Raw genomic sequence first — 25353 nt, forward strand, 5'->3', positions numbered from 1 at the left:
GTGGACACCCGACTTTCCCCCGATGACCTGGCAACGCTGATCAGCCGGTGCACCGGCGTTCCGGTGACCGGCGATCAGGTCACCGATCCCGACCGCACCTTCGACGAGCTCGGCGTGGACTCCCTGGGCCTGATGGGCGTGCTGGCCGAGCTGCAGCGCGACCACGGCGTGTCCAGGGACGCCGAGCTGCTGCCGCACCAGTCGCCGCGCGAGCTGCTGGCCCTGCTGCCCGGAAAGGCCCGAGGATGAGCGCGCACACCGAGAACGAGATCGTCATCGACGCGCCGATGGAGCTGGTGTGGGAACGCACCAACGACGTCGAGCGCTGGCCGGAGCTGTTCAGCGAGTACGCCTCGGTCGAGGTGCTCGAACGCGACGGCGACCGCGTGCTGTTCCGCCTCACCATGCACCCGGACGCGACCGGCAAGGTGTGGAGCTGGGTGTCCGAGCGCGTCGCGGACCGCACCTCCAGGACGGTCACCGCCCGGCGCGTCGAGACCGGGCCGTTCGAGCGGATGCACATCCACTGGACCTACGAACAGCTCGACACGGGCGTGCGCATGCGCTGGGTGCAGGACTTCGCGATGAAACCCGACGCGCCCGTGGACGACGCCGCCATGACCAAGCGCATCAACGACAACAGCCGCGTCCAGATGGCGTTGATCAAGCGAAAGGTCGAGGAGTTCGCATGCACCGCACCCTGATCGTCGCCCGCATGGTCCCCGAGGCAACCGGCGAGGTCGCCGCCGTGTTCGCCGACTCCGACCACCACTCGGACCTGCCGGAGGCGCTCGGCGTGCGGGCGCGCAGCCTGTTCCGGTTCGGCGAGCTCTACCTGCACCTGCTGGAGAGCGACCGCCCGCTGGCGGAGGCGGTGGCCGCGCACCGCGACGACCCCCGGTTCCGGCGGATCAGCCAGGACCTGAGCCCGTTCATCTCCGCCTACGACCCCGGCACGTGGCGCGGGCCCAAGGACGCGATGGCGCAGGAGTTCTACCGCTGGGAGCGCCATGCCTGAGACCCCGGTGCTGATCGCGGGCGGCGGCGTGGGTGGCCTGTCTGCGGCCGTGTTCCTCGCCTGGTACGGCGTGCCGGCCATGCTGGTGGAGCGCCACCCCGAGCCGTCGACCGATCCCAGGGCCCGCGCGCTCAACCCGCGCACGATGGAGCTCTACCGCGCCGTGGGCCTGGAGGAGGCCATCGGGCAGGTGCGGTCACCGATCGCCGACCACACCATTGTCGCGCACGCCGAAACCGTGGCGGGACCGGAACTGCGGCGGCTGCCCAACCGCCTCGACACCGGCCCCGACCCGCTGAGCCCCTGCCGGTGGGCCGCGATCGACCAGAACCAGCTCGAACCACTGCTGCGCGCACACGCCGTCGAGGTCGGCGCGGACGTGCGCTACCACCACGAGGTGGTGGCGGTGGACAACAGGCCCGACGGTGTGGTCGCGGTGGTGCGTGACCACCGCACCGGGCGGGACGAGCGGGTTCGTGCCGACCACCTCGTCGTGGCGGACGGCGCGCACAGTCCCGTCCGCCGCATGCTCGGCATCGGGCAGGAGAGCTCGGAGCTGTTGGCGCGCAAGGTCAACGTCTACTTCGAGGCCGACCTCCGCGAACCGCTGGACGGGCGCAAGATCGTCGCGCTGACGGTGCGCAACCCGGCCGTGCACGGGTTCCTCACGTCCATCGACGGCGCGAAGCGGTGGCGGTTCGCCGTCTCCCTGCGGCCGGGCGACGATGTCGCCGACTTCACCGAGGAGCGCTGCGTGCACCTGCTGCGCACGGCCATCGGCGTCGGCGACCTCCCGGTCGTGATCGACCGCGTGTCCGACGCGCCGTGGGAGATCTCCGGCCAGGTCGCCGACCGCATGTGCGCCGGCCGGGCGTTCATCGCCGGCGACGCCGCCCACGTGATGCCGCCCGTGGGCACGTTCGGTGTGGCGACCGCTGTGCAGGACGTCTTCAACCTGGCGTGGAAGATCGCCCTGCACCACCGCGGCGTGGCCGGCCCCGGCCTGCTGGCCACCTACGAGACCGAACGCCTCCCCGTGGCCCGGCACACCACCGCGCTGACCGTCGAGCGGTACGGTCTGCTCAACGGGAAGCCGGGCAACCCGCGCGAGAGCGCCATCCGCCAGCGGGCGGCGATGTTCGGCTACACCTACCCCGAGGGCGCTGTCGTCCCGGACGGCACCGCCGTTCCCACGCCGGTGGAAGACCCCGACCACCCCACCGCCGCACCAGGCTGCCGCGCACCGCACATCGCCCTGGAGCGCAACGGAACCACACTGTCCACTCTTGACCTCATGGGACGCGGCCTGGTCCTCGTCACCGGTCCCGGCCGGCGGGGCGCGAACCTCTCGGACGCACGGATCGAGCACCACCGCATCGGCGACACCCTGCACGACCCGACCGGCGAGTTCGCCCGCCGCTACGGCATCACCGACGACGGCGCCGTCCTGATCCGCCCGGACGGGTTCATCGCGTGGCGCAGCCCGGCCACACCCCGTCCCGACGTCCTGTCGGCCGTGGTCGACCAGGTGCTGTTCCGATGAACGCGCGGCCTCTCTGCGGCCACCGCGGTGGCTTCCCGGCGGTCACGATGACCGGGGGCCGGACCGTGGACCGCTACGCGTTCACGTTCCCGGTGCGGGCCGGCTCGGAGGAGGTCGTGGCCGAGATCCTCTCCAGCTATGCGGCCCTGTCCGTGTGCGGGCCGGGGCGAGCGCTGCTGGAACGCACATCGGTCTTCATGGCAGGGCGTGTCGTGGTGCGGGTCGCGGACATCACCTGCCCTCCCTGGGAAGCCGTCCGGCACCTGGCGGCGCAACCCCGGATCCAGGCGCTGGAACAGCGGCTGCGGCCGCACCTGGTCTACGACCGCGACGTGACCGACGAGGCGAGCCTGCGTCGTTTCCTTGCTACCGCGGTGATGCGGGTGGCGTCCGGCAACGGCCGCACCGGCCGGCTGCCGCGCAGGGCCGTCCTGTACGAGTCGCTGCCCCGGCACGCCGGCGAGCTGGCCCGACGGCTCGCCGGCGTCACCGCCCTGTCCGGTGGAACCACCGTGTTCCGGCGGCGCGACCTGGTGGTGCACCTGATCGAGTCGGACGACGAGGCACCACCGGTGCCGCTGGTCGGCCTGGTCACGCCGTTCGCGACGCTGGCACGGCCGATGACCCTGGTGACCGACCGTTCGGTGGGAGCCGTGGCCTGACCGCCCACCGCTTCGACCACTTGGACGGGTGACTGCGCTTTTCAGGTGAAGGATCGTGGGGCCGCACGGCGAAGCCGCTTTACTCGACGCGGAAGCGCGACGAGGCCGAACGGCGGATCCTGGAGCGGACCATGAGATCAGCAGGGCACAGACGGTTGTTCATAGTCACCGCGGCGTTGCTCGCGTCGGCGCTCGTACCGGTCTCCGCCGGTGCGGCGACGCCGATCACCGAGTACGGCCCGGTTCCCTCGTCACTGCCGATCGGGGGTGTGTGCGAGGTGGAGTTCGACCACAGCGGAAACCTGTGGGTCGAGCAGTACCTGAGCAGCCAGGTCGCCCGGTTCGACCCGGCCACCGGGCAGTTCGCCAACTTCTCCACGCCGATGCCGCTGTCGGTGCCCGGCGGCATGGACCTCGACGCGGCGGGCGATCTGTGGATGCCCCAGGTGACGGGCAACAGCCTGCTCCGCGTCGACACCGCCGACGGCTCCATGACCGAGCTCCCGCTGCCGTGGGCAGACGCCTTCACCCTCCAACCCCTGGGACTCCCGCTGCACAGCGGCCTCGGACTGGCCAACGACCTCGCCCGCGGACCCGACGACGCCCTGTGGTTCACGCTCGGCGGACTGGACTCCATCGGCCGCTACGACCCGACGACCGGCCAGTGGAGCAGGTACCGCGTGCCCGGCGAGATCCTCGGCCAGGTCGGCGCGCTGTTCGGCATCATCAAACCGGGCCCCGGCCGCACCGTCGTGTTCGACCTGCCGCAGCTGAACAAGGTCGCCACCCTCGACGTCGACACCCACCTGTTCACCCAGTACACGATGCCGACGCCGGCGTCCTTCCCGGTCGGCGTGCGCACGGCCGCGGACGGCACGATCTGGGTCGGCGAAGCCCTCGGCATGAAGATCGCCCGCATCAACCCCGCAACCGGGCAGATCACTGAGTACCCGCTGCTGGGTGTGGGCGGCCTGCTCACCGGCATCCTCGGCGGACTGGGTGTGGGCAGCATCGGCAACCCGCTGCCCATGCCGGGCCCCATCGCCGAGGCGAGCGACGGCAACATCTACTTCTCGGTCAGCTTCCCGGCGTTGTTCGGGCTGGGCAACCAGATCGCCCGGTTCAACCCCGTGACCCACGAGGTCCGGATGTGGAGCACACCTTCGTCGGCCTCCTACCCGTGTGACATCAACGTCCACCAGCCCGGCGCGGTGTGGTTCGGCCTGCTGACCACCAACAGGGTCGGCAAGCTCGACATCGCCGCCACCTGACCGACACCCGGAATCAGCTTGTCGCTCGGAGGAGTGAAGCACGGGTCCTGCACAGCCAGCCGGGTAGCCGGGAGGAGCAACACCGCCCAACCAAGAAGAGGATGAAGGAGTGGTCATGAGGCGACGGATGTTGACGATGCTGGCCTCTGCGGCGCTGGCATTCGGTGCGGTAGTGGGTGCTGCCGGGTCCGCCAGCGCGGATGCGGACATCTCGGTTGCCGAATGCCTGGTCGGTGGCGGTCTGCCGGTCCCCCTCTCCCAGGACGGCCAGAACATCGTGTGTCTGGGTGGCGCACACAACGGTCAGAAGGTGCGCCTTCCCCAACAACCCGGCGCGTGAGCCACGATCATCAGCCGCCGTGGTCGGTGGCACGTGGTCACGCATCGACGTGAAGGCTGTGACCGTCGACCGAGCCGGGCATCTGGGCCCAGCACCGCAAGTCGGTGCCGGTGACGCCGGGCCGGCGTTCCCAGGTAGCGCTGCGGCACGCCGAGCGTGATCACGGCCTCACCCCACGCGCCGACCACGGCGGCCGGTGAGCAGATCTCGGTGTCTCGCCACCGGACCTGTGTCCCGTTGCCGGATGAGGTCCAGGTCCTCCGCCACGACGGCTGCTCGTTCGACTGCGTTCCGAGCTTCGCCAAGCCGCCGAGCACGCTGAACAGCGTGCCCAGCGGCCGTACGCAGCTTGTTGACGTTCCCCTGTTCAGCGTCCCTTTCGCAGCAGCTTCCAGAGCAGCAGCACCAACGCCGCCGCGCCGGCCGCGACTACCGCCGGGTGCTGGCGGGCCTGCCGGACACCCTGCTCGACGCGCTGTTGCACAGGCTCGGGCAGCGCCTCGACCGCACCGATGGCGGTCACACCGACCTGCGTGGCCATGACGCCGGCCTTCTCGCTGACCTGGCCCGCGATGACGGTCGCCTTCTCGCTCACCTTCTCGGCCACCGCGCCGGCCTTCTGGCTCGCCTTCTCACTCACCTGGGCCGTCACGGCGGTCGCCTTCTCGCGGACCGCGTCGACCTGCTCCGCCACCACGCCCGCCTTCTCGGCAACAACACCAGCGGCACGGGTCTCGTTGGCTTTCTCTCCCGCCTTGCTCACCGCGTTGCCCGCAGCGCCGGTCGCGGCTGCCCCCTTGGCCTGCCTGGCGGTCTGCTTCACCGCGTCGACTCCCTCGCGCGCCTTGTGCTCGACCGGTCCGGGCACCTTCGCCTCGTGCGCAAGCACATCCACGGTGTCACTGTGTTCCCGCCGCGTCTGCCTCGCTTCGGCGCGCAGCTCGGCTGCGTCGCCGGGGACGTTCTTGTCGCTCATCGATGTGCCCTTTCACTGACGGTGGCGCTGTCTTGCTGGGGTGCTGCGGTCGTGGTGCTCAACTTGATCTACCTCTACCCAGAAGTGCGCCGGTGTACGCCTGATGATCGGAGCAACCCCGTTGCGCATGGCGCACGCACCGGGTACACCCACTGAACTACTGCGCGGTGTTGTCGCTGTTCCCGGCATCTTTGCTGGTCTCGCTGCTTGGCCCTGCTCGGGCCGAGCGCGATCGAGAACCGGCAGAAGTTCAAGACCGGTGGGCTGCCGGCGATCGTCGGTCTGCTCACCGCACTGTGGTCGGCCCCCGGGATGCACAGGCGCGTTCAGGCGCGCTTCGAACTCGATCATGACATCGAGGAAGGCTGCCCGCTCTGCAGGTCATCGCCGCGACGCCGGAGCAGACACCGGCGTCCACCCGCCGGTGGTGTCCCACCTGGAGTACCGCTTCACCGCGCGTGGCGGTGGCTCAAGGTTCACGGCGTAGCTCGCGCCGTACGAGAGCTTCTCGAACTGGCTCCTGGGATCTGCCGCCTGATGGACTTGTTCATGCGAGTGCTTCTTACGAGATCTCCGCGCTGCGAAAGGAACTTGGTGAGGCGTCTTACACGGTACCTACACGCGCAACACCGACCACGACGACCGATTGCCGCCAGCACACGGTGACACGAAGAGTCCACAATGGTCCTCATGATCTCGTCAACGGGAACGGATGCCGTGTCCGTGCTCAAGGCCATGTACGCGGCAGAAGCCGAATACCTAACGGCCGGAGGTCCGGGGAACGCGTCGTTCGCGCCGCTCGCACCCTTCTTCGCACCCGATGTCGTGCTGCACCAGGCTGAAGCGCTCCCCTACGGCGGAGTCTGGCGTGGCCATGAAGGCGTGGAGCAGTTCTTCCTCGCCATGAGCGGAACCTGGGACACGTTCGACATGGTCGAGCAGACGTTCCTCAACGACACCAGCCCGCTCGTCGTCCTGACCCACGTGCACGCACGTGCCCGTGCCACGGGCCGTGAGCTCGACTTCCCGATCCTCCAGACGATCACCGTGGAGAACGGGCGCATCACCGAGGTACATCCGTTCTACTGGGACACCGCCGCGATCGCGCGGGCGTGCTCGACGAGATAAGCGCACTGGACAAGGGAAGCGCGGGTTCATCCCGTCAGGGCGATGGCCGTGGCGAAGAGGCCGTCGAACACCCGGACCCGGTCGAACGACAGGGCGTGCTCGCGGGCCCGGTCCGCCATGAGCTGCCGTTCCTCGGCCGGCATGTCGAGCACCACCCGGTCGATCGCGGCGGCGATCTGGATGGCGTTGCCTGCCTCCACGAGGATGGCCGTCCCGCCCACCGCCTCGCCGACGCCTCCGGTGGTGGTCGTGATGACCGGGCCGCCGCCCGCGAGCATCTTCTCGGTCAGTGCGATGCCGAAAGTTTCGACGAAGTCGGGTTCCGGTTTGGTCGGCAGGGCGTACACGGCGCAGCCGTTCATCAGCAGCGGCTTCTCGTCGTCTTCCACGTCGGTGAGGAACAGGATCCGGTCGTTGTGGCGGGTGATCGCCCGGAGGTGCTCCAACTCGGGGCCGTTGCCGGCGATCACGAGCTTCAGCCGTGACCGCGACTGGCAGCGGGCGAACGCGTCCACGAGGTCGTAGACGCCTTTGGCGCGGGTCACGCGGGACAGGAACAGCACGTACCCGTCGCGTTCCAGGCCGCGGCGCCGCAGGGCGGTGTCCACGCGTGCCGGGTCGAGGTCGAGGTACGCCTCGGTGTCGATCGGTGGGTAGCTGACCGTTATCCGGCGGGTGCACTGGACGGCGAACCGGGTTCCGCAGTGCGTGTCGACGGCTTCCGCGCAGGCGATGATCTCCTGCCGGGTGTACTCCGACACGGCGATCACCTGGTCGTTGGCGAGGAACCGGGTGAACAGGACCACCGCTGCGCCGAACCGCCGCTCGGTCAGGCACGAGCGGATCACGTTGGTGACGTCCGAGCCGACCGCCTTCGCGATGGTGTGGACGTCGGGTGCGTAGCCGGCGGCACGGGCCGCGTCGACGGCGTCGCGCACCACCGCGTCGTGAGGGGCGAGGTACATCGACACGCACGTGGTCGGGACCGGTTCGGCGAGCAGTTCGACCAGGCGGCCGGTCAGCCCGGCCAGGTGCCGGCCGTCGGGTACGCGGTAGTCGCCGACCGGGTCCGGGCGTTCCACGGTGATGCCCTTGCTGTAGGGCATGATCCGGTCCAGCGGTTTGAGCGGCAGGCCTGCCGCCTGGAGCACGGAGATCGGCCACGTCAGCAGGCGGACATCGTCGAAGCCGCGGGTGAGTGCGGCCTCGGCCAAGTTGCGGGCTTCCCCTGAGTGGCCGCAGATGACCGGGTCGGCGCGGACCACGATGACGAGACGGCGGCTTGGCCTGCTCATGTGCGAGCCCTCTTTCCGAGCGGGTCGGACACCGATGGCGGCAGGACTTTGCGTCCCCATTCCGAGGGGTGCGGGCCGAGTTCGAGCAGCAGCCGGCCGCCGGCGTGGACGTCGGAGGCGCGCAGGTGCGCGGCGTCCAGTGGTTTGCCGTCCAGGCGGGCGGACTGCACGTACTGCGGCGGCGGGTTCTCGTCCAGGCCGTCGGAGCTGATGGACGTCTCGCGGTGCCCGCGTGTCTCGATGACGAAGTCGCGGTCGCCGATGTGCAGGGTGGCGTGGCTGAACGCGGGGGCGTTGACGAGGAACAGGTTCTGCCCGGCGACCGGGAACAGGCCCAGCGAGGCCCACACGTACCACGAGCTCAGCCCGCCCGAGTCGTCGTTGCCCGGCAGGCCGCCGGGGCCGGTGCCGAACTGCCACGTCAGTGCCGCGTGCACGATCTCGGCGGTGCGGTCCGGCCGGGCCGCGTAGTGGTAGGACCACGGCGCTTCCATGTCCGGCTCGTTGTTCAGGCCCTCGAACCGGTTGAGCAGGTAGCCGGCCGCCATCTCCGCCGAGCTGGGCCGCTTGCCGGGCTGCGCCACACGGGGGGCGTCGTAGCCGAAGAACGCGTCAAGGGTGCTGACGAACGCTTCGTTCCCGCCGACCATCGCGATCCTCGCGGCCATGTCGTGCAGCAGCCGGAACGAGTAGTTCCACTTGCCGCCCTCGTAGAACGACGAGTCGACGAGCAGGCCGGTGTCCGGGTCGAACGCGTTGGACCACAGGCGGCTGCGCGCGTCGAGGTCGTCGGCGAGCTGGACGTCGTTCAGGCTGCGGGCGACGCCGGCGGTGCAGTGGCAGGCGTAGGCGAGGTCGAGCGTGTGCGAGATCGGGTGCACGACGCCGTGTTCGTAGAAGTCCTCGCCGTACATGCGGCGCAGGTCGTCGTACATGTGCACCAGCGCCCAGGCCCAGTCCAGGTCGCCGAGGCCGAGGGCGTGCGCGTCGGCCAGGGCGGTGTGGACCAGCGCGCTGGCTTGGCGGAAGAACCGGTCCGCGCCGCGTGCCATCCGGTACCCGATCGGGAAGTTGCCCTCCTCCTCGCAGACCCGGATCAGCGACTCCAGGAGGTCGACCGCGCGGTCCGGGCAGATGGCCATGAGCAACGGCAGCTGGGTCTTGTAGATGTCCCACATCGTGCAGATGTCGAACACGAAGGGCCCCGAGGACGGCCAGAACGGGCTTTCGTCGTCGGCGAAGCACGGCTTGATCAGCGAGTGGTACATGGCCGTCGCGAAAACCTGCCGACGGGCGGGTGACCCGCCCTCGACCTCCACCCGGTCCACGTGGTCGCGCCACCGGGCCGTGGTCTGCGCCCGGACGACGTCGAACGCCTGCGGGCCGTCACCGCATTCGCGGTACAGGTTCTCCCTGGCCTGCTCACAACCGCGCAGGGAGAACCCGATCTGGATCTCGACGCTCTGCCCGGCGGTGGTGGGGCCCATGTAGAGCAACCCGAACGGGCGCAGCGTGGTCTGCCTGATGCGGTCGAAGTCGAGCCGCGTGCCGCCCTCGATGAGCCGGCGGTCGTGCCAGAGCATCTGCCGCCAGCCGGGGCTCTCGACCTTGAGGTACACCGACAGCGGCACGCCTTCGACGACCACCGTTCCCTGGGCGCGGCCGTTGCCGAGACTTTCGACGTGCGCCCGCAACGGCACCGTGCGGCCGAGGTCGATGCCCAGGCCGCCGCAGGACAGGTCGACGACGATCCGCGCGCTGCGGTGCTCGGGGAACACGTAGCGGTGCACGGCGACCTTGGCGCCGACCGTGACCTCGCACCGGATGCCGGTGTCGAGGGTGGCCGCGTAGTACCCGGCTTCTGCGGTCTCGTCGTGCAGCGGCCAGGCCTCGCCGAGGACGTCCAGCTGCTGCACCATCGGGGTCACGCGCACGTAGTTGTAGTACTTGCGGATCGCGCCGGTGCCGGACTGCTGGAAGTGGGTGAACCCGGAGGCCTGGAGCCGGTCGAACAGCTCCTCCGGCTGCCCCTCGGTGTTCTTCGCGTAGAGGCCGTACCCGGTCGGGTAGGCACCGGAGTACGCGCAGGCGGACACCATGCCGAGCGGGGACGTCGCGCCGGGGTGGGTGTTGCCGACCTGCGCTTTCGGCCACCACCAGGTGGCCGCCAGCCCCTGCGCCGCGGGCAGTGAGGTGGCAGCCGTTCCGATGAATGGATCAATCTCGTCGAGGATGCGGCGACGCTATGTCAGGGCGGGCACCTCGTTGGTTTCAGCGACATGAACATGTGTGTCGACCTGGCTTCGCGCGCGGTCGCCACGTCGTCGAGGCAGTGCACGGCGAGGGCGGATATCCAAGAAATTCATGTTACAAGAAGAGGAACAGCCATTCACCCAGTGTCGGCGAAGTGCGCAATGGGCACCCTTCGACCGCTGATCAACCGTCTCGCCGGACCACGACGAACCTTGTGGGGCAATGAATGGCAAAACAGTTTCACGTCCACCTCGTCGACGATCTGGATGGCACCGCGGCGGAGGACATCGAGACGGTCCAGTTCGGTCTCGACGGCGTCACGTACCTGATCGACCTCAGTGCGCGGAACGCGGACAACCTGCGCACGAGCCTGCGTGACTTCATCAGCAACGCCCGCCGCACGGGTGGCCGGGTCGAATAGGAGGCCACCTGTGCGACGGGAGAATCGCGCACGAGAGAACGGACGCGCGCTATCCGGCGGTGGGCGCGGGAAAACGGATTCGAGCTGTCGGATCGTGGCCGGATTCCGGACCGGGTCATCGACGAGTTCGAGAAAGCGAATTCTCCCGCGCGAACGCGCTGAAGCTCAGGACGATCCGGTCAGCTCCTCGCTCTGTTCCCGGGAGAACCGGCGCAGGGTCGGGTTCAGGGTGGCGAACACCGTCAGCAACGCCGAGCCGGCCGCGCACGTGAGGATGGCCTGCGTGGGGGTCAGGAAGTCCACCAGCAGGCCGCCGACGGCGGGGCCGGCGATCGCGGCGATGCCCAGCGCCACGCCCATCACGCTGCTGAGCCTGCCGCGCAGCTCGTCGGGGGTGAGCAGGAGCTGGTAGGTGGTGATGGTGGTGTTCGCGGTGGGGGCCAGGAACGCGGCGGCCGCGAACAGCACGCCGGTGGGGATGCCCGCGTCGACGAACAGCGCGATCGGGATCAGGGCGGTGATGGCCCAGAACACGCCGACGATGGCGCGGTGGGGGCGCAGCACGCGGTGCAGGCGCGGGGCCACCAGTGCGCCCAGGATGCCGCCGGCACCGAGCATCGCGCCCATGATGCCGATCTGGCCGGCCGGCACGCCCTCCTGGTGCGCGATGGCGATCATCAGCAGGTAGAACGCCTGGAAGAACAGGTTGAGGCCGACCGCGCAGAAGGCGACCACCCGCACCACCGGCTGGGTCCACACCCAGCGCAGGCCCTCCCCCACCTCGCGGTGGAAACGGCTGAGCGGCGCGGGTTCCCGTTCGCGCGGGGGGACGCGGATGAACAGCAGCGACAGGAACGTCGCCACGTGCGTCACCGCCTCCACGGCGAACGGCAGCCAACGGCCCAGGCCGAACAGCAGGCCGCCCACCGCCGTGCCGGAGAGCTGGCCGAGGTAGCCGCGTGCGGCGTTCATCGCGACCGCGTCGGGGAGCTGGCGTTCGGGCACGATGGCGGGGAGCACGGCGTCTTCCGCCGGTTCCGACAGCGCCCTGCAGACGCCGAGCACGATGACGACCAGCACGACGTGTTCGACGCCGATGGCGTGCCACCACAGGCCGGCCACCAGGAACGCCACGGCGAGCGCCTGCACGGCTTCGCAGACCAGCATCACCGTCCTGCGGTTCCAGCGGTCGACCAGTGCTCCGGCGGGCAGGCCGACGACGAGCTGGGCGGCGGCGGAGGCGCCCAGCACGAAGCCCGAGGTGGCGGCCGAGTCGGTGAGCACGAGCACCAGCAGGGGCAGCGCGATGGTGGACGCGCTGGCCCCCGCCTCGGACAGCGCCTGACCGGCCCACAGCAGGCGGTAGTCGCGGTTGCGCGACAGCGACGTGGTCATCGGTCACCCCGGCAGTCCGCGGCGATCCCGCGCAGCGCGTCGAGGAAGTCCTCCGCCACGCGACGCACCGTGGCCTCCTCGTGGCGGTCCGGCTGGTAGTGCCAGGTGAAGCGGAGCTCACCACCTGCCACGCCGCCGACCACCTCCAGGAGGTGCGGCCCGCGGTCGGTCGGGTCGGTGTCCTGCCCGACGGGGTCGAGGACGGTCCGGTAGAGGCCGCCGTCGGCGTTGTCGGCGGTGCTGCCGGACTGGCCGAGGTAGTTGAACACCACCTGCGGTCCGGGAGCGGCGAGGCGCTCGCGCACCTCCGGGGTGCCCAGCTGCTGCAACGCCCCGAAGCCGAAGCCGTTGCCCGGCACCGTGCGCAGCTGCCTGCGCACGGCCTTGACCAGGTCGCGCCACGACGCCCCGTCGGCGGGCAGCGCCAGCCTGACCGGGTAGAGCGTGGTGAACCAGCCGACCGTGCGGGACAGGTCCGCGCCGAGGACGTCCTCACGGCCGTGGCCCTCCATGTCGAGGGACACCGTCCGTTCGCCGGTGAACCGGGACAGGGCGCAGGCCAGTGCGGCGAGCAGGACGTCGTTGATCCGGGTGCGGTAGGCCGTGGGCGCGTCGTGCAGCAACGCGTCGGTGTCCTCCGCTCCGAGCACGATGTGCACCTCGGCCGCCGGCGTGCCCGGTGCCGGCCGGTCGTGGTCGACGGGCAGCGGGGCCGCGTCGAGTGCGGCGGCCCAGTGGTCCAGCTCGTGGTCCAGCGCTCCCCCGGCGACGTGCCGGGCCAGTCCGTCGGCCCAGTCGCGGAACGACGTCGACTTCGCACCCAGGTCCACCGACTCGCCGCGCACGGCCTGCCGGTAGGCGGTGTCGAGGTCGTCGAGCAGGATCCGCCAGGACACGCCGTCCACGACGAGGTGGTGCACCGTGAGGAACAGCAACGGTGCCGGCATGTCGTCGGCGTGGAACAGCACGACCCGGTACAGCGGGCCCGCGGCGAGGTCGAAGCCCGCGTGGGCCTCGTCGGCGATCTTCTCCAGGTGTGCCTGGCGTTCCGGCTCGCCGATCGAGCTGAGGTCGTGGCGTTCCAGCACACCGCCCGGCTCGACCGGCGCGTTGTGCTGGCGCCACTCGCCGTCGACGTGCTCGAAACGCATGCGCAGCGCGTCGTGGTGTGCCACCACGGCCACCAGACCGCTCTCCAGCGCGGCCTCGTCCACGTCCGGGGTCAGTTCCAGCAGCATGGACTGGGCGAAGTGGTGCGGCGCGACCGTGCGGGTCTCGAAGAACCACCGCTGGATCGGCGTGAGCGTGACGTCACCGACGACCTCGGCGGTGTTCACCGGTTCGGTCTCGATCTCGGTGACGAACGGCGCGAGCGCCTCGATGGTCTGGTTGCGGAACAACGACTTCGTGGTCAGTGCGAGCCCGGCCTTCCTGGCGCGGGACACGACCTGGATCACCAGGATGGAGTCGCCGCCCAGCTCGAAGAAGTTGTCCCGCACGCCGACGCGGTCGGCGCCCAGCACGTCCGCCCAGACCTCGGCGAGCGCGCGTTCCACGGGCGTGCGCGGCGGTACGTGCGCACCGCTGTCGTCGGCGGCCGGTGCCGGAGCGGGCAGTGCCGCCCGGTCGAGCTTGCCGTTGGGCGTCACCGGCAGGACCGGTAGCGCGACGAACGCGGACGGCACCATGTACGCGGGCAGCCGGTCGGCGAGGAACGCGCGCAGCTCGGCGGTTCCCACCTCGGTGTCGGCGACGTGGTAGGCGACCAGGCGGGCGTGGCCCTGGCCGTTGTCCGACGCCACCACGGCCGCCTCGGTCACGTGCGGGTGGTGCAGGAGCGCGGACTCGACCTCGCCCGGTTCGACGCGGTGGCCGCGGATCTTGACCTGGTCGTCGATGCGGCCCAGGTACTCGATCACGCCGTCCGCGCGCCTGCGGACCAGGTCGCCGGAGCGGTACATCCGCTCCCCCGGCGCGCCGAACGGGCACGCCACGAACAGTGCCGCGGTGAGGCCCGGCCGGTTGAGGTAGCCCCGCGCGAGGCCGTCGCCCGCGATGCACAGCTCACCCGGCACGCCGAGCGGCACCGGCCGCAGCTGGTCGTCCACGACGTACAGCCTGGTGTTCCAGGCGGGGTGGCCGATCGGGACCGCTCCGGGGGCCAGCGGCTCGCCGGGTTCGACGCGGTGCTCCATGCAGCCGACGGTGGTCTCGGTCGGGCCGTACTCGTTGATGACGGTCGCCGTCGGGTTCGCCCGCCGCCACTCGTCGACGACCGCGCCCAGCAGCTGCTCGCCGCCGACGACCAGGTCACCGGTCGGCGACAGCTGGGCCGGCACCGCACCCAGCAGGGACAGGTGGCTCGGCGTGGCCTTGAGGAACGCCGTCTGCTCCACCGGGACGGCGTCCTCGTCCAGCTCGCTCACCACGATGCGGCCGCCGGCCAGCAGCGGGCCGAACAGCGTCGTGACGGTGAGGTCGAACGACACCGGCGAGTGCAGCACCGCCGCGCCGCGCAGGCCCTGGTAGACCTCGGTGGCCCAGGCCAGGTAGTTGACCACCGACCGGTGCTCGACCACCACGCCCTTGGGGCGGCCGGTCGACCCGGACGTGTAGATCACGTACGCCGGGTCGCGAGTGGACAGTGGTGCGATCCGGTCGTGGTCGCCGGGGTTGTCGTCCCGGCCGCCGGTGGTGCGCACGAGCTCCGGGTCGTCCAGGACCAGCACCGGCCGGGCGTCGTCCAGCACGAACGCCACCCGGTCGGCGGGCTGGTCCGGTTCGATCGGCACGTACGCGGCACCCGTCTTGAGCACCGCCAGCACCGCGACGAGCAGGTCGGCGGAGCGCGGCAACGAGATCGCGACGTACCGGCCGGGGCCGACGCCCTGAGCGATCAGGTTGTGCGCCAGGCGGTTGGCGCGGACGTTGAGCTCGGCGTACGTCCACGCCGTGCCGCCGTCCACGACCGCCGTGGCGTCCGGCGTCCGTTCCACCTGGAGCTCGACCAGATGTGTGATGGTGGCGTCGGGCACGGCGTGGGCCGTGTCGTTCCACGCGTGCAGGACGTTGCGCTGCTCTTCCTCGTCCATCAGCGGCAGGTCGGCCAGCGACCGGTCGGGGTTCGCGACCACGCCGGTCAGCAGCACGCGCAGGTGCCCGGCCATGCGTTCGACGGTCGCGGCGTCGAACAGGTCGGTGTTGTAGTTGACCGCCGCGTGCAGGGCGTCGTCGTCCTGCTGGAACTCGAAGGTGAGGTCGAAGTTGGCCGCCACCACCGGCAGCGGCAGGTCCTCGACGTGCAGGCCCGGCAGGTCCGGCGCGGCGTCGGGGGTGTTCTGCAGGATCACCATCGCCTGGAACAACGGCGTGCGGCTGGTGTCGCGGTCGGGCCGCAGCTCGTCCACCACGCGCTCGAACGGCACGTCCTGGTGGGCGAACGCGTCCAGCACGGTGCCCCGCACCTCGCCGAGGAGGTCGCGGAACGAGGCACTGCCGTCCACAGTGGACCGCAGCACGAGGGTGTTGACGAAGAACCCGACCAGGTTCTCCAGTTCCGCGCGCTCCCGGCCGGAGGCCACCGTGCCCACGGCGATGTCGTCCTGCCGCGACCAGCGGGCGAACAGCACCTGGCACGCGGCGACCAGCGCCATGAACAGGGTGCCGTCCTGGCCGCGTGCCAGCGACGTGAGCCCGTCGGCGACCTCCACCGGCAGGGTGAACAGGTGCACCGCGCCGTGGTTGGTGCGGACCGCGGGCCGTGGCCGGTCGGTCGGCAGCTCCAGCGGGGTGACGCCGGCCAGCCGGTCACGCCAGAACGCCAGCTGCTCGTCGGCGAGCGACCCGGTGAGCCGTTCCCGTTGCCACGCCGCGTAGTCCGCGTACTGGATCGGCAGGTCGGGCAGCGTGCCGCCGCGGTAGAGCAGGTTGAGCTCACCGGTGAGCACGCCGTTGGACCAGCCGTCGGTCACGATGTGGTGCGCCAGCAACAGCAGCACGTGGTCGTCCTCGGCGACGCGCAGCAGCACCGGACGCAGCAGCGGGCCGCGGGCGAGGTCGAACGGCCGGGTGCTCTCCCGCACCAGCACCTCGTGGAGGCCGTCCTCACCGCCGGGGACGTCGAGCACCGGCACCTCGACGCGGTGCGGCGGGTGCACGACCTGCACACCGTGACCGTCCGCGCTGTCGAAGGTGGTGCGCAACGACTCGTGCCGTGCGATCAGGGCGGTCAGCGCCGTGTTCAGGGCGCCGACGTCCAGGTGACCGCGCAGCCGCAGGAGCGACGGCGACAGGTAGTCGGTGCTCTCCGGCTCGAACTGGTCGAGGAACCACAGCCGCTGCTGCGCGAACGACAACGGCAACGCGCCGTCGCGCGGCACCCGCGGGATGACGTCGCCGGCCGCGCCCGTCCCGGTCCCGATCTCCTCGACCAGCCGGGCGACCGTGGGTGAGCTGAACAGCACCCGCGGCGACACCGGCGCGTCCAGCTCGGTGCGCAGCCGGGACACGACCCGGATGCTCAGGATCGAGTCGCCGCCGAGCTCGAAGAAGTTGTCGTCGAGCCCGACCCGGGGCACGCCCAGCACGTCGGCCCAGATGCGGCAGACCCGCTCCTCGAGCGGGGTGCGCGGGGCGCGGTAGGCCGAGGCGTCAGCGCGCAGGTCCGGTGCCGGCAGCGCGCGGCGGTCGACCTTTCCGTTGGCGTTCAGCGGAATCGCGTCGAGTGCGACGAATGCCGACGGCACGAGGTAGTCGGGCAGCCGTGCGGCCAGCCACGTCCGCAGGTCGGCTGTTCCGGTGCCGGTGACGTAGGCGACGAGCCTTTGGTGGCCGTCGTCGCGGCGTGCGATGACCACGGCCTCACGCACGTCGGGGTGCTGGGCCAGCACCGCTTCGACCTCGCCGGGTTCGATGCGGTAGCCGCGGATCTTGACCTGGTCGTCGGTGCGGCCCAGGTAGTCGACGGTGCCGTCGGCCAGCCAGCGTGCGCGGTCGCCGGTGCGGTACATGCGCTCGCCGGGTCCGCCGAACGGGTCGGCGAGGAACCGGTCGGCGGTCAGGCCGGGACGGTTGAGGTAGCCGCGGGCCAGCTGGGCGCCCGCCAGGTACAACTCGCCGGGCACACCGACGGGTACCGGCCGCAGGTCGTCGTCCAGGACGTAGGCCCGCACGTTGAGCAGCGGGCGTCCCACCGTGACCGGGGAATCGGGCGTGACGCGGCACGAGAGCGCGTCCACAGTGGACTCGGTCGGGCCGTAGAAGTTGTAGCTGTCGGTGCCGGGCACGTCGGCCAAACGCTGCCACAACGACCGGCTGAGCGCTTCTCCGCCCAGCATCAGCACCCTGGGCCGGTGCTCGCCGGCCAGCAGACCGGCCTCCAGCAGCTGGCTCAGGTAGGACGGGGTGAGGTCGAGGAAGTCGATCCGCCGGCCGATCACGTACCGGACGAGTGCCGGCGGGTCGAGGCGCACGTCGTCGTCCAGCAGGTGCAGCTCGTGGCCATCGGCCATCAGCACAATGCCTTCCAGCGACGTGTCGAACGAGAACACCGCCGAACGAGAACACCGCCGACAACGCCACCCGCAACCGCTCACCCGCAGCGAAACCCTGCCGGTGGTTCACCAGCAAATTCACCAGGCTTCGGTGCTCGACCACCACACCCTTGGGCCGCCCGGTCGAACCGGACGTGTAGATCACGTACGCCGCCTGGTCCGAGCCCACCGGTTCGAGGTCGGCCGGGTCGTGACCGTCGGCCTCGGGCAGCGTTCCGCGCACCACGAGCACCGGGTTCGCGTCCGCCAGCAGGAACTCCACGCGGTCCGCGGGCAGCGCGGGATCGACCGGCAGATAGACACCACCGGCCTTCCAGATCGCCAGCAACGCCACCACGAACTCGACCGAGCGCGGCAACGACAACGCCACCAGCCGCTCCGGTCCCACGCCTGACGCGACGAAGGACCGTGCCACGCGGTTCGCCCACGCGTTCAGCTCCGCGAACGACAACGACCGTTCCCCCACCACCAGCGCCACGGCGTCGGGCGTGGTCCGCGCCTGGCGTTCGAACACCTCAAGAACCGACGCCTCCGGCACCTCACCGGCCGTCGCGTTCCACTCCACGAGCACCTGGTGACGTTCGCCGGACGACATCAGCGGCAGCTCGGCGAGCGTGCGGTCCGGGTCGGTCGCCAACTCCTCCAGCAACGCCACGAGGTGCGCGGCGAGGCGCTCGACGGTGCCGGCGTCGAACAGGCGCGGGTCGTAGTCCAGTTCGAGCCGCAGGCGGTCGCCGAGGTTGGCGCTGAGGGCGAGCGGGAAGTTGGTGGTGTCGGCGCCCGCGACGTCGAGGACCCGCACGCCCTGCTCGTCGTCGAGCAGCTCGTCCACCGGGTAGTTCTCGAACACCACAGCGCTGTCGAACAACGACGACCCCGCGGGCACATCGCTCCACGACCGCAGCTCCGCCAGCGACACGAAGTCGAACCGCCGTGACTCGGTCTGCGCCGCCTGCACCTCGCGCAGCCACGGCAACAGCGACGCGTTCGGGTCGACGTGCACGCGGGCGGGAACGGTGTTGATGAACATGCCGACCATCGACCCGATTCCCGGCAGTTCCGCCGGGCGGCCGGACACGGTCGTGCCGAACACGACGTCGGACTCACCGCTGTAACGCGCCAGCAGCAACGCCCACGCGCCCTGCACCACCGTGTTGGCCGTGAGCCCGGCGGAGCGGGCGACCCGGTTCAGGCCGGCCGACCGGTCGGCGTCCAGTGCCAGGTGGACGGACGCGCTGGACTCGGCGCGGTGCGCCTGCACGGGAGAGCGGTCCCACGGCAGCGGGGTCGGCGCCTCGACGCCGGCGAGCACCTGGCGCCAGTGCTGTTCGGCGGCCGCGCTGTCCTGCTCGGCGAGCCACCGCAGGTAGTCGCGGAACGGCCGCCGCGGCGCGAGTTCCGGCTCCTGGCCGCGGACGAGGGCGGTGTACTGCTCGCAGATCTCGACCAGTACCTGCGCGAAGCTCCACCCGTCCAGCAGGATGTGGTGGGCGGTCCAGAAGAGCGTGACCTCGTCGTCGGTGAGCCGGGCGACGGCCAGGCGCAGCAGCGGCGGCGTGGTGAGGTCGAGCTCCTCGGTGCCGACCGTGCCGTGCGCGGCCTCCTGGTCCTCGGCGGACAGGTGCCGCCAGTCGTGCTGGGTGATCGGCACGTCCACGTGCTGGCGCACGACCTGCACCGGCGCCTCGACGCCTTCCCAGACCACGCCACCGCGCAGCACCGGTGTGCGCGCCACCACCCGGCGGCACGCCTCGGCCAGCGCGTCCGGGTCGGACACGCCGGACAGCCGCAGCCGGAAGCGGTTCGAGTACGCCGTCGAGGTGTCGTCCACCAGGGTGTGGAACAGCATGCCGGTCTGCAGCGGGGTCAGCGGGTAGACGTCCTCGACCTCGTCGCCGGTCCCGACCAGCCGGTCCACGGCCGCCTGGTCCAGTCGTGCCAACGGGAAGTCCGACGGCGTGCGACCACCGGCACCTGGTTCCGCGCAGTGCGCCACGATCTCCGTCAGCCCGCGCACCACCGCGTCGGCGACGGTGCGCACGGTCGACTCGTCGTGCAGCTGCTCGGAGTAGAACCAGGACAGCACCAGTTCGCCGTCCTCCACGCCGCCGACGACGTCGAGCTGGAACGGGCGCGTGCTGCCGGCGGCCGCGTCGGCTCCCGGCGTGTCCAGGCGGGCCCGGACCAGGCCCTCCTGCGCAGCGGCCACGTCGAACCGGCCGTGGTAGTTGAAGCTGACCGGCGGCAGCGCGGTCCCGGCGAGGCCGTCGGCCGTGCTGAGCTGGCGCAGCGCCTCGAACCCGAACCCGCGGCCGGGCACGGCGCGCAGCTGTTCCTTCACCGACTTCAGCACCGCGCCCCAGTCGCCGGCGGGCACGGTCAGCGCGACCGGGTACTGCGTGGTGAACCAGCCGACCGTGCGCGAGGTGTCGACGCCGTCGAGCACGTCCTCCCGGCCGTGGCCCTCCATCGTGACCGCGACGCGGTCGCGCCCGGTCCACTGCGACAGGGCCCGGCCCAGCGCGCTGAGCAGCACGTCGTTGACCTGCGTGCGGTAGGTGTCGGGCACGGTGTGCAGCAGGGCGTCGGTGTGTTCGCGGTCGAGCCGCACCGACACCACGCGCGTCGAACCGGCGGTGTTGGGCCCGTCGCGGTCCACCGGCACCTCGCCCGCCCCGTCGAGCGCGGCGGTCCAGTGCGGCAGCTGGTCTTCGAACGCGCCCGACCGCACGTGCCCGGCCAGGCGGTGGGCCCACTGGGTGAACCGGGTGCCGACCGGCGCCAGGTCGATCCGTTCGCCCGCCACGGCCTGGCGGTAGGCGGTCTCCAGGTCGCCGAGCAGGATGCGCCAGGACACCCCGTCCATGACCAGGTGGTGGACCACAAGGAACAGCCGCCTGCCGGAGAACAGCAACGCGCGCATCACCGGGCCGCGCGTGATGTCCAATCCCGCCTGTGCGGCCGCGATGACCGCCTCTTCGTCCTCAGTGGACAGGTCGTGGTGTTCGAGCTCGACCTCGGCCTCGGTGACGTCCTGCACCCAGTCGCCGTCCACGCGGGTGAAGCGCGTGCGCAGCGCCTCGTGGTGGGCCACGACCGCGTCCAGGGCACGTCCCAGCGCCACCGGGTCGGTGTCCTCCGCCAGTTCCAGGTGCAACGACATGGTGAAGTGGTGCGGGTCGTCGTGGTGGGAGTCGAGGTACCAGCGCTGGATCGGCGTGAGCGGTGCCGGGCCGGCGATCTGCGGCAGCTCGGCGGTCTCCGGCACGCGGGTGCGCACGACGGTGGCCAGCTCGGCGATGGTCTGGTGGGTGAACACGTCCTTGGTGACCAGTTCCAGGCCCGCCTGGCGGGCCCGGGACACGATCTGGATGCTCAGGATCGAGTCGCCGCCCAGGCCGAAGAAGTTGTCGTGCACGCCGACGCGGTCCACGCGCAGCGCCTCGGCCCAGATCCGGGCCAGCTCCCGTTCCACGGCGGTGCGCGGCGGCACGTGGTCACGCGTGCTCCCGGCGCTCGCGTCGGGCACGGGCAGGGCGCGGCGGTTCACCTTGCCGCTGTCGGTCGTGGGCAGCTCGTCGAGCGGCACGAACAGCGACGGCACCAGGTAGTCCGGCAGCTGCCGCTTCAGGCGCGTGCGCAGGTCGTCCACGTCGACCGCGCCCACGACGTACCCGACGAGGCGGTGCAGACCGGGCGCGACCTCCTGCGCCACGACCACGGCCTCCGTCACCTCGGGCACGTCGAGCAGGGCGGCCTCGACCTCTCCGGGTTCGACCCGGTAGCCGCGGATCTTGACCTGGTCGTCGGCCCTGCCCCGGTACTCCAGCACGCCGTCGGCGGTCCACCTGGCCAGGTCGCCGGTGCGGTACATCCGGCTGCCGGACGGCCCGAACGGGTCGGCGGTGAACCGGTCCGCGGTCAGGCCCGGCCGGTGCAGGTAGCCGCGGGCCACCTGGTCACCGGCCAGGTGCAGCTCGCCGGGCACACCGATCGGCTGCGGCCGCAGATCGGCGTCGAGCACGTAGGCCCGGAGGCCCCGGCCCGGCGTGCCGATCACCGGCCGGTCCTGGTCGGTGATCGTCGTCCACACGGAGTCCACGGTGCACTCGGTGGGGCCGTAGAGGTTGATCCCGGTGACGCCGTCGGTGTCGGCCAGCGCGCGCCACAGCGGTTCGGCGATGGCCTCGCCGCCCAGCGCGACCAGTCGCGGCCGGTGCCGGTCCTGGGCCAGCAGCCCCTCGGGCAGGAGCTGCTGGAAGTAGGACGGCGTGCAGCTGAGGAAGTCGATGCGGTGCCGCACGATGTGCTCCACCACGGCCCGCGGGTCGAGCCGGACGGAGTCGTCGAGCAGGTGCAGCTCGTGGCCCGCGGCCAGCAGCAGCAGGCCCTCCCAGGAGGCGTCGAAGGTGTAGGCGGCGGTGGCGATGCCGCGCAGGCGCGTTCCGTCGCCGGGCAGCAGGCGGGCGTGGTGGTCGGCGACGAGCGCGGAGAGGTTGCGGTGCTCGACCACGACACCCTTGGGGCGGCCGGTGGAGCCGGACGTGTAGATCACGTACGCGGCGTGCTCCGGACGCAACGGTGCCGTGCGGTCGGCGTCGGTCGGGTCGGTGACCGGGCGGGTGGCCACGGCGGGGTCGTCCAGTCGCACCAGCGGCACCCCGCCGGCGACGCTGTCGTCCGCGGCCACGACGAGCACCGGGCGGGCGTCGTCCAGCACCACCGCGATCCGCTCGGCCGGGTGCTCGGGGTCAACGGGCAGGTACGCGCCGCCCGCCTTGAGCACGGCCAGCACGGCGAACACCAGCTCGGCCGACCGGGGCAGCGCGAGCGCCACGAGCGACTCGGGGCCGACGCCCGCGGCGATCAGGTGGTGGGCGATCCGGTTGGCGTGGGCGTTGACCTCGGCGAAGGTCCACGACCGGTCGCCCTCGACCAGGGCCGTCGCGTCCGGCGTGCGAGCGGCACAGCTCTGGAAGACCTCGTGGTAGGCCGGTGCCGGGCCGCCGGTGCCGGTGTCGTTCCACTCGTGCAGCACGTGCCGCAGCTCGTCGTCGGTGAGCAGCGGCAGGTCGGCCACGGCGCGGGCGGGGTCGGCGGTCGCGCCGTCGAGCAGGACGCCGACGTGGGCGACCATCCGCTCGGCGGTGGCGGCGTCGAACAGCGCGGTGTCGTAGGTCAGCACCGCTTCGAGGCGGCCGTCGACCTCCTGGAACTGGAACGACACGTCGAAGCCCGCCGCGACCGACGGCGGCGGCAGCTCCTCGACGCGCAGACCGGGCAGCCGCGGTTCGTCGTCGGTGGTGTTCTGCAGCACGACCATCGCCTGGAACAGCGGGGTGCGGCTGGGGTCGCGCACGGGGTGCACCTCGTCCACGACCCGCTCGAACGGCACGTCCTGGTGGGCGAAGGCGTCCAGGACGGTCTCGCGGACCTGGTCCAGCAGCTGCGCGAAGCCCTGGTGCGGGTCGACGTCGGACCGCAGCACCAGCGTGTTGACGAAGAAGCCGACCAGGCCCTCCAGCTCGGTGCGGTCACGGCCGGAGACGACCGTGCCGACGGCGACGTCCCGCTGGCCGGACCAGCGGGCGAACAGCACCTGGCAGGCGGCGAGCAGCGCCATGAACAGCGTGCCGTCGTGGTCGCGGGCCAGCGCCTTGAGCCGGTCGGTGACCTCGGCGGGCACCTGGAAGTGCACCAGCGCGCCCTGCTTGCCGCGGGTGGCCGGCCGTGGCCGGTCGGTGGGCAGCTCCAGCGGCCGCACGCCGTCGAGCGCACGGCGCCAGTGCGCCAAGTGCTCCTCCAGCGCCTCCTCCGTGGACGTGGTCCGCTGCCACACCGCGTAGTCGGCGTACTGCACGGGCAGCTCCGGCAGCTTCGCCTCCGTGCCGCACGTCGCGGCCTCGTAGCAGGCGCCCAGCTCACCGAGCAGCACGCCGTTGGACCAGCCGTCGGTGACGATGTGGTGCAGCACCAGGGAGAGCACGTGGTCATCCGCGCCCAGCCGCGCCAGCAGCACCCGCACCAGCGGACCGTGCCGCAGGTCGAACGGCGTGGTCGTCTCGCGGGTCAGGACCTGCGCCAGCCCGTCCTCGGTCACGTCGACCACCGGCACCTCGATCGGCCGGGGCGGGTGCACGACCTGCACACCGCGCCCGTCGACGGTCTCGAACGTGGTGCGCAGCGACTCGTGCCGTGCGACCAGCGCGGTCAGTGCCGCGTTCAGCGCGTCCACGTCCAGGGGTCCGCGCAGCCGCAGGATCGACGGCGTCAGGTACTCCACGCCACCGGGTTCGAACTCGTCCAGGAACCACAGCCGTTGCTGCGCGAAGGACAGCGGCAGGCCACCGTCGCGCGGCACCACGGGGATCGCGTCCAGGTGGGCCTTCGCCGAGTCCGCGACCAGCGCGGCGATCCCGGCGACGGTCGGGTGGGTGAACAGCGCGCGCGGTGACATCTCGACGTCGAACGCGGCCCGCAGCCGGGAGATCACCCGGATGCTGAGGATCGAGTCGCCGCCGAGCTCGAAGAAGTTGTCCCGCACGCCGATGCCCGGCACGCCGAGCACCTCGGACCAGATGTCGGCCACGTCGCGTTCCACGTCCGTGCGCGGTGCCACGTGGTCGGTGCGCGCCGCGGCGAAGTCGGGCGCGGGCAGGGCGCGGCGGTCGACCTTTCCGTTGGCGTTCAGCGGGATCGCGTCCAGCTCGACGAACGCCGAGGGCACCAGGTAGTCGGGCAGCCGTTCGCCCAGCCACGCCCGCAGGTCCGCTGTTCCGGCGCCGGTGACGTAGGCGACGAGCCGCTGGTGGCCGTCGTCGCGGCGTGCGATGACCACGGCCTCGCGGACGTCGGGGTGCTGGGTCAGCACGACCTCGACCTCGCCGGGCTCGATGCGGTAGCCGCGGATCTTGACCTGGTCGTCGGTGCGGCCCAGGTAGTCCAGCCTGCCGTCGGCCAGCCACCGGGCCCGGTCGCCGGTGCGGTACATGCGCTCGCCCGGCCCGCCGAACGGGTCGGCGAGGAACCGGTCGGCGGTCAGGCCCGCTCGACCGAGGTAGCCGCGAGCGAGCTGCGCGCCCGCCAGGTACAACTCTCCAGGCACACCGACGGGAACCGGCCGCAGGTCGTCGTCCAGGACGTAGGCCCGCACGTTGAGCAGCGGACGTCCCACCGTGACCGGGGAATCGGGCGTGACACGGCACGAGAGCGCGTCCACTGTGGACTCGGTCGGGCCGTAGAAGTTGTAGCTCGCCGTGCCGGGCACGTCGGCCAGCCGCCGCCACAGGTCCTCACCGATCGCCTCTCCGCCCAGCATCAGCACCCTGGGCCGGTGCTCGCCGGCCAGCAGACCGGCCTCCACGAGCTGCCGCGCGTACGACGGCGTCAGGTCGAGGAAGTCGATCCGCCGGTCCGAGACGTAGGCCACCAGGGCGGACGGGTCGAGGCGCACGTCGTCGTCCAGCAGGTGCAGCTCGTGGCCATCGGCCATCAGCACA

13 protein-coding genes and 2 pseudogenes are annotated in these 25353 nt (G+C 71.4%); 9 read left to right on the forward strand and 6 right to left on the reverse strand.

Annotated elements, in window-relative coordinates; translation table 11 throughout:
* The 7 genes from ADL03_RS23990 to ADL03_RS24020 all read left to right on the forward strand — a co-directional run bounded on the left by ADL03_RS23990 (position 1) and on the right by ADL03_RS24020 (position 4834).
* The gene (locus ADL03_RS23990) at positions 1 to 249 is read left to right on the forward strand and encodes an acyl carrier protein (protein WP_053735790.1); all 249 of its coding nucleotides are present in this window, start codon (positions 1 to 3) and stop codon (positions 247 to 249) included.
* Positions 246 to 704: an SRPBCC family protein gene (locus ADL03_RS23995; RefSeq protein ID WP_053735791.1), complete on the forward strand. Its 459-nt coding sequence runs from the start codon at positions 246 to 248 to the stop codon at positions 702 to 704. The genes ADL03_RS23990 and ADL03_RS23995 overlap by 4 nt, the downstream gene beginning before the upstream one ends.
* Positions 689 to 1018, forward strand: a complete 330-nt coding sequence (locus ADL03_RS24000; RefSeq protein ID WP_053735792.1) for a TcmI family type II polyketide cyclase — start codon at positions 689 to 691, stop codon at positions 1016 to 1018. The genes ADL03_RS23995 and ADL03_RS24000 overlap by 16 nt, the downstream gene beginning before the upstream one ends.
* Positions 1011 to 2561, forward strand: coding sequence for an FAD-dependent monooxygenase (locus ADL03_RS24005; protein WP_053735793.1), 1551 nt, complete (start codon positions 1011 to 1013; stop codon positions 2559 to 2561). Before ADL03_RS24000 ends, ADL03_RS24005 begins: the two co-directional genes overlap by 8 nt.
* A complete protein-coding gene (locus ADL03_RS24010; RefSeq protein ID WP_053735794.1) occupies positions 2558 to 3223 on the forward strand; it encodes a SchA/CurD-like domain-containing protein in 666 nt (221 codons plus the stop codon). The genes ADL03_RS24005 and ADL03_RS24010 overlap by 4 nt, the downstream gene beginning before the upstream one ends.
* A gap of 131 nt (positions 3224 to 3354) precedes the next feature.
* Entirely contained in the window at positions 3355 to 4494 is a 1140-nt protein-coding gene (locus ADL03_RS24015) for a hypothetical protein (protein WP_053735795.1), read from the forward strand.
* A 115-nt stretch (positions 4495 to 4609) separates the two neighbouring features.
* Positions 4610 to 4834, forward strand: a complete 225-nt coding sequence (locus ADL03_RS24020; RefSeq protein ID WP_157529152.1) for a hypothetical protein — start codon at positions 4610 to 4612, stop codon at positions 4832 to 4834.
* A gap of 367 nt (positions 4835 to 5201) precedes the next feature.
* On the opposite strand, the gene ADL03_RS24025 is transcribed toward ADL03_RS24020, so the two are convergent.
* A complete protein-coding gene (locus tag ADL03_RS24025) occupies positions 5202 to 5810 on the reverse strand; it encodes a hypothetical protein (protein WP_053735797.1) in 609 nt (202 codons plus the stop codon).
* Between the two features lie 690 nt (positions 5811 to 6500).
* Here ADL03_RS24025 and ADL03_RS24030 point away from each other — a divergent pair.
* A complete protein-coding gene (locus ADL03_RS24030) occupies positions 6501 to 6938 on the forward strand; it encodes a nuclear transport factor 2 family protein (RefSeq protein WP_053735862.1) in 438 nt (145 codons plus the stop codon).
* 26 nt (positions 6939 to 6964) lie between these two features.
* On the opposite strand, the gene ADL03_RS24035 is transcribed toward ADL03_RS24030, so the two are convergent.
* Together ADL03_RS24035 and ADL03_RS24040 are read right to left on the reverse strand one after the other, a co-directional pair.
* Entirely contained in the window at positions 6965 to 8233 is a 1269-nt protein-coding gene (locus tag ADL03_RS24035; RefSeq protein ID WP_053735798.1) for a glycosyltransferase, read from the reverse strand.
* Positions 8230 to 10467 (reverse strand): glycoside hydrolase domain-containing protein, encoded by a 2238-nt coding sequence (locus tag ADL03_RS24040; RefSeq protein WP_369809020.1) that lies wholly within the window; start codon positions 10465 to 10467, stop codon positions 8230 to 8232. The genes ADL03_RS24035 and ADL03_RS24040 overlap by 4 nt, the downstream gene beginning before the upstream one ends.
* A gap of 245 nt (positions 10468 to 10712) precedes the next feature.
* Here ADL03_RS24040 and ADL03_RS24045 point away from each other — a divergent pair.
* A pseudogene (locus tag ADL03_RS24045) lies at positions 10713 to 11069 on the forward strand (Lsr2 family protein).
* Positions 11070 to 11072: 3 nt separating this feature from the next.
* On the opposite strand, the gene ADL03_RS24050 reads toward ADL03_RS24045, so the two are convergent.
* The 3 genes and pseudogenes from ADL03_RS24050 to ADL03_RS50260 all read right to left on the reverse strand — a co-directional run.
* Positions 11073 to 12302, reverse strand: coding sequence for an MFS transporter (locus ADL03_RS24050; RefSeq protein ID WP_053735800.1), 1230 nt, complete (start codon positions 12300 to 12302; stop codon positions 11073 to 11075).
* Positions 12299 to 17812 (reverse strand): non-ribosomal peptide synthetase, encoded by a 5514-nt coding sequence (locus ADL03_RS48635; protein ID WP_197288603.1) that lies wholly within the window; start codon positions 17810 to 17812, stop codon positions 12299 to 12301. The genes ADL03_RS24050 and ADL03_RS48635 overlap by 4 nt, the downstream gene beginning before the upstream one ends.
* A 52-nt stretch (positions 17813 to 17864) precedes the next feature.
* Positions 17865 to 25346, reverse strand: a pseudogene (locus tag ADL03_RS50260) (amino acid adenylation domain-containing protein); the annotation flags it as partial.
* Positions 25347 to 25353: the final 7 nt, after the last annotated feature.

Source organism: Nocardia sp. NRRL S-836 (assembly GCF_001279525.1).
In the GTDB taxonomy this organism is placed as follows: Bacteria; Actinomycetota; Actinomycetes; order Mycobacteriales; family Pseudonocardiaceae; genus Lentzea.

Coding starts and splice junctions, on each gene's coding strand:
- ADL03_RS23995 (WP_053735791.1), top strand. CDS start 246: ATGAGCGCGCACACCGAGAACGAGATCGTCATCGACGCGCCGATGGAG.
- ADL03_RS24000 (WP_053735792.1), top strand. CDS start 689: ATGCACCGCACCCTGATCGTCGCCCGCATGGTCCCCGAGGCAACCGGC.
- ADL03_RS24005 (WP_053735793.1), top strand. CDS start 1,011: ATGCCTGAGACCCCGGTGCTGATCGCGGGCGGCGGCGTGGGTGGCCTG.
- ADL03_RS24010 (WP_053735794.1), top strand. CDS start 2,558: ATGAACGCGCGGCCTCTCTGCGGCCACCGCGGTGGCTTCCCGGCGGTC.
- ADL03_RS24015 (WP_053735795.1), top strand. CDS start 3,355: ATGAGATCAGCAGGGCACAGACGGTTGTTCATAGTCACCGCGGCGTTG.
- ADL03_RS24020 (WP_157529152.1), top strand. CDS start 4,610: ATGAGGCGACGGATGTTGACGATGCTGGCCTCTGCGGCGCTGGCATTC.
- ADL03_RS24025 (WP_053735797.1), bottom strand. CDS start 5,810: ATGAGCGACAAGAACGTCCCCGGCGACGCAGCCGAGCTGCGCGCCGAA.
- ADL03_RS24030 (WP_053735862.1), top strand. CDS start 6,501: ATGATCTCGTCAACGGGAACGGATGCCGTGTCCGTGCTCAAGGCCATG.
- ADL03_RS24035 (WP_053735798.1), bottom strand. CDS start 8,233: ATGAGCAGGCCAAGCCGCCGTCTCGTCATCGTGGTCCGCGCCGACCCG.
- ADL03_RS24050 (WP_053735800.1), bottom strand. CDS start 12,302: ATGACCACGTCGCTGTCGCGCAACCGCGACTACCGCCTGCTGTGGGCC.
- ADL03_RS48635 (WP_197288603.1), bottom strand. CDS start 17,812: ATGGCCGATGGCCACGAGCTGCACCTGCTGGACGACGACGTGCGCCTC.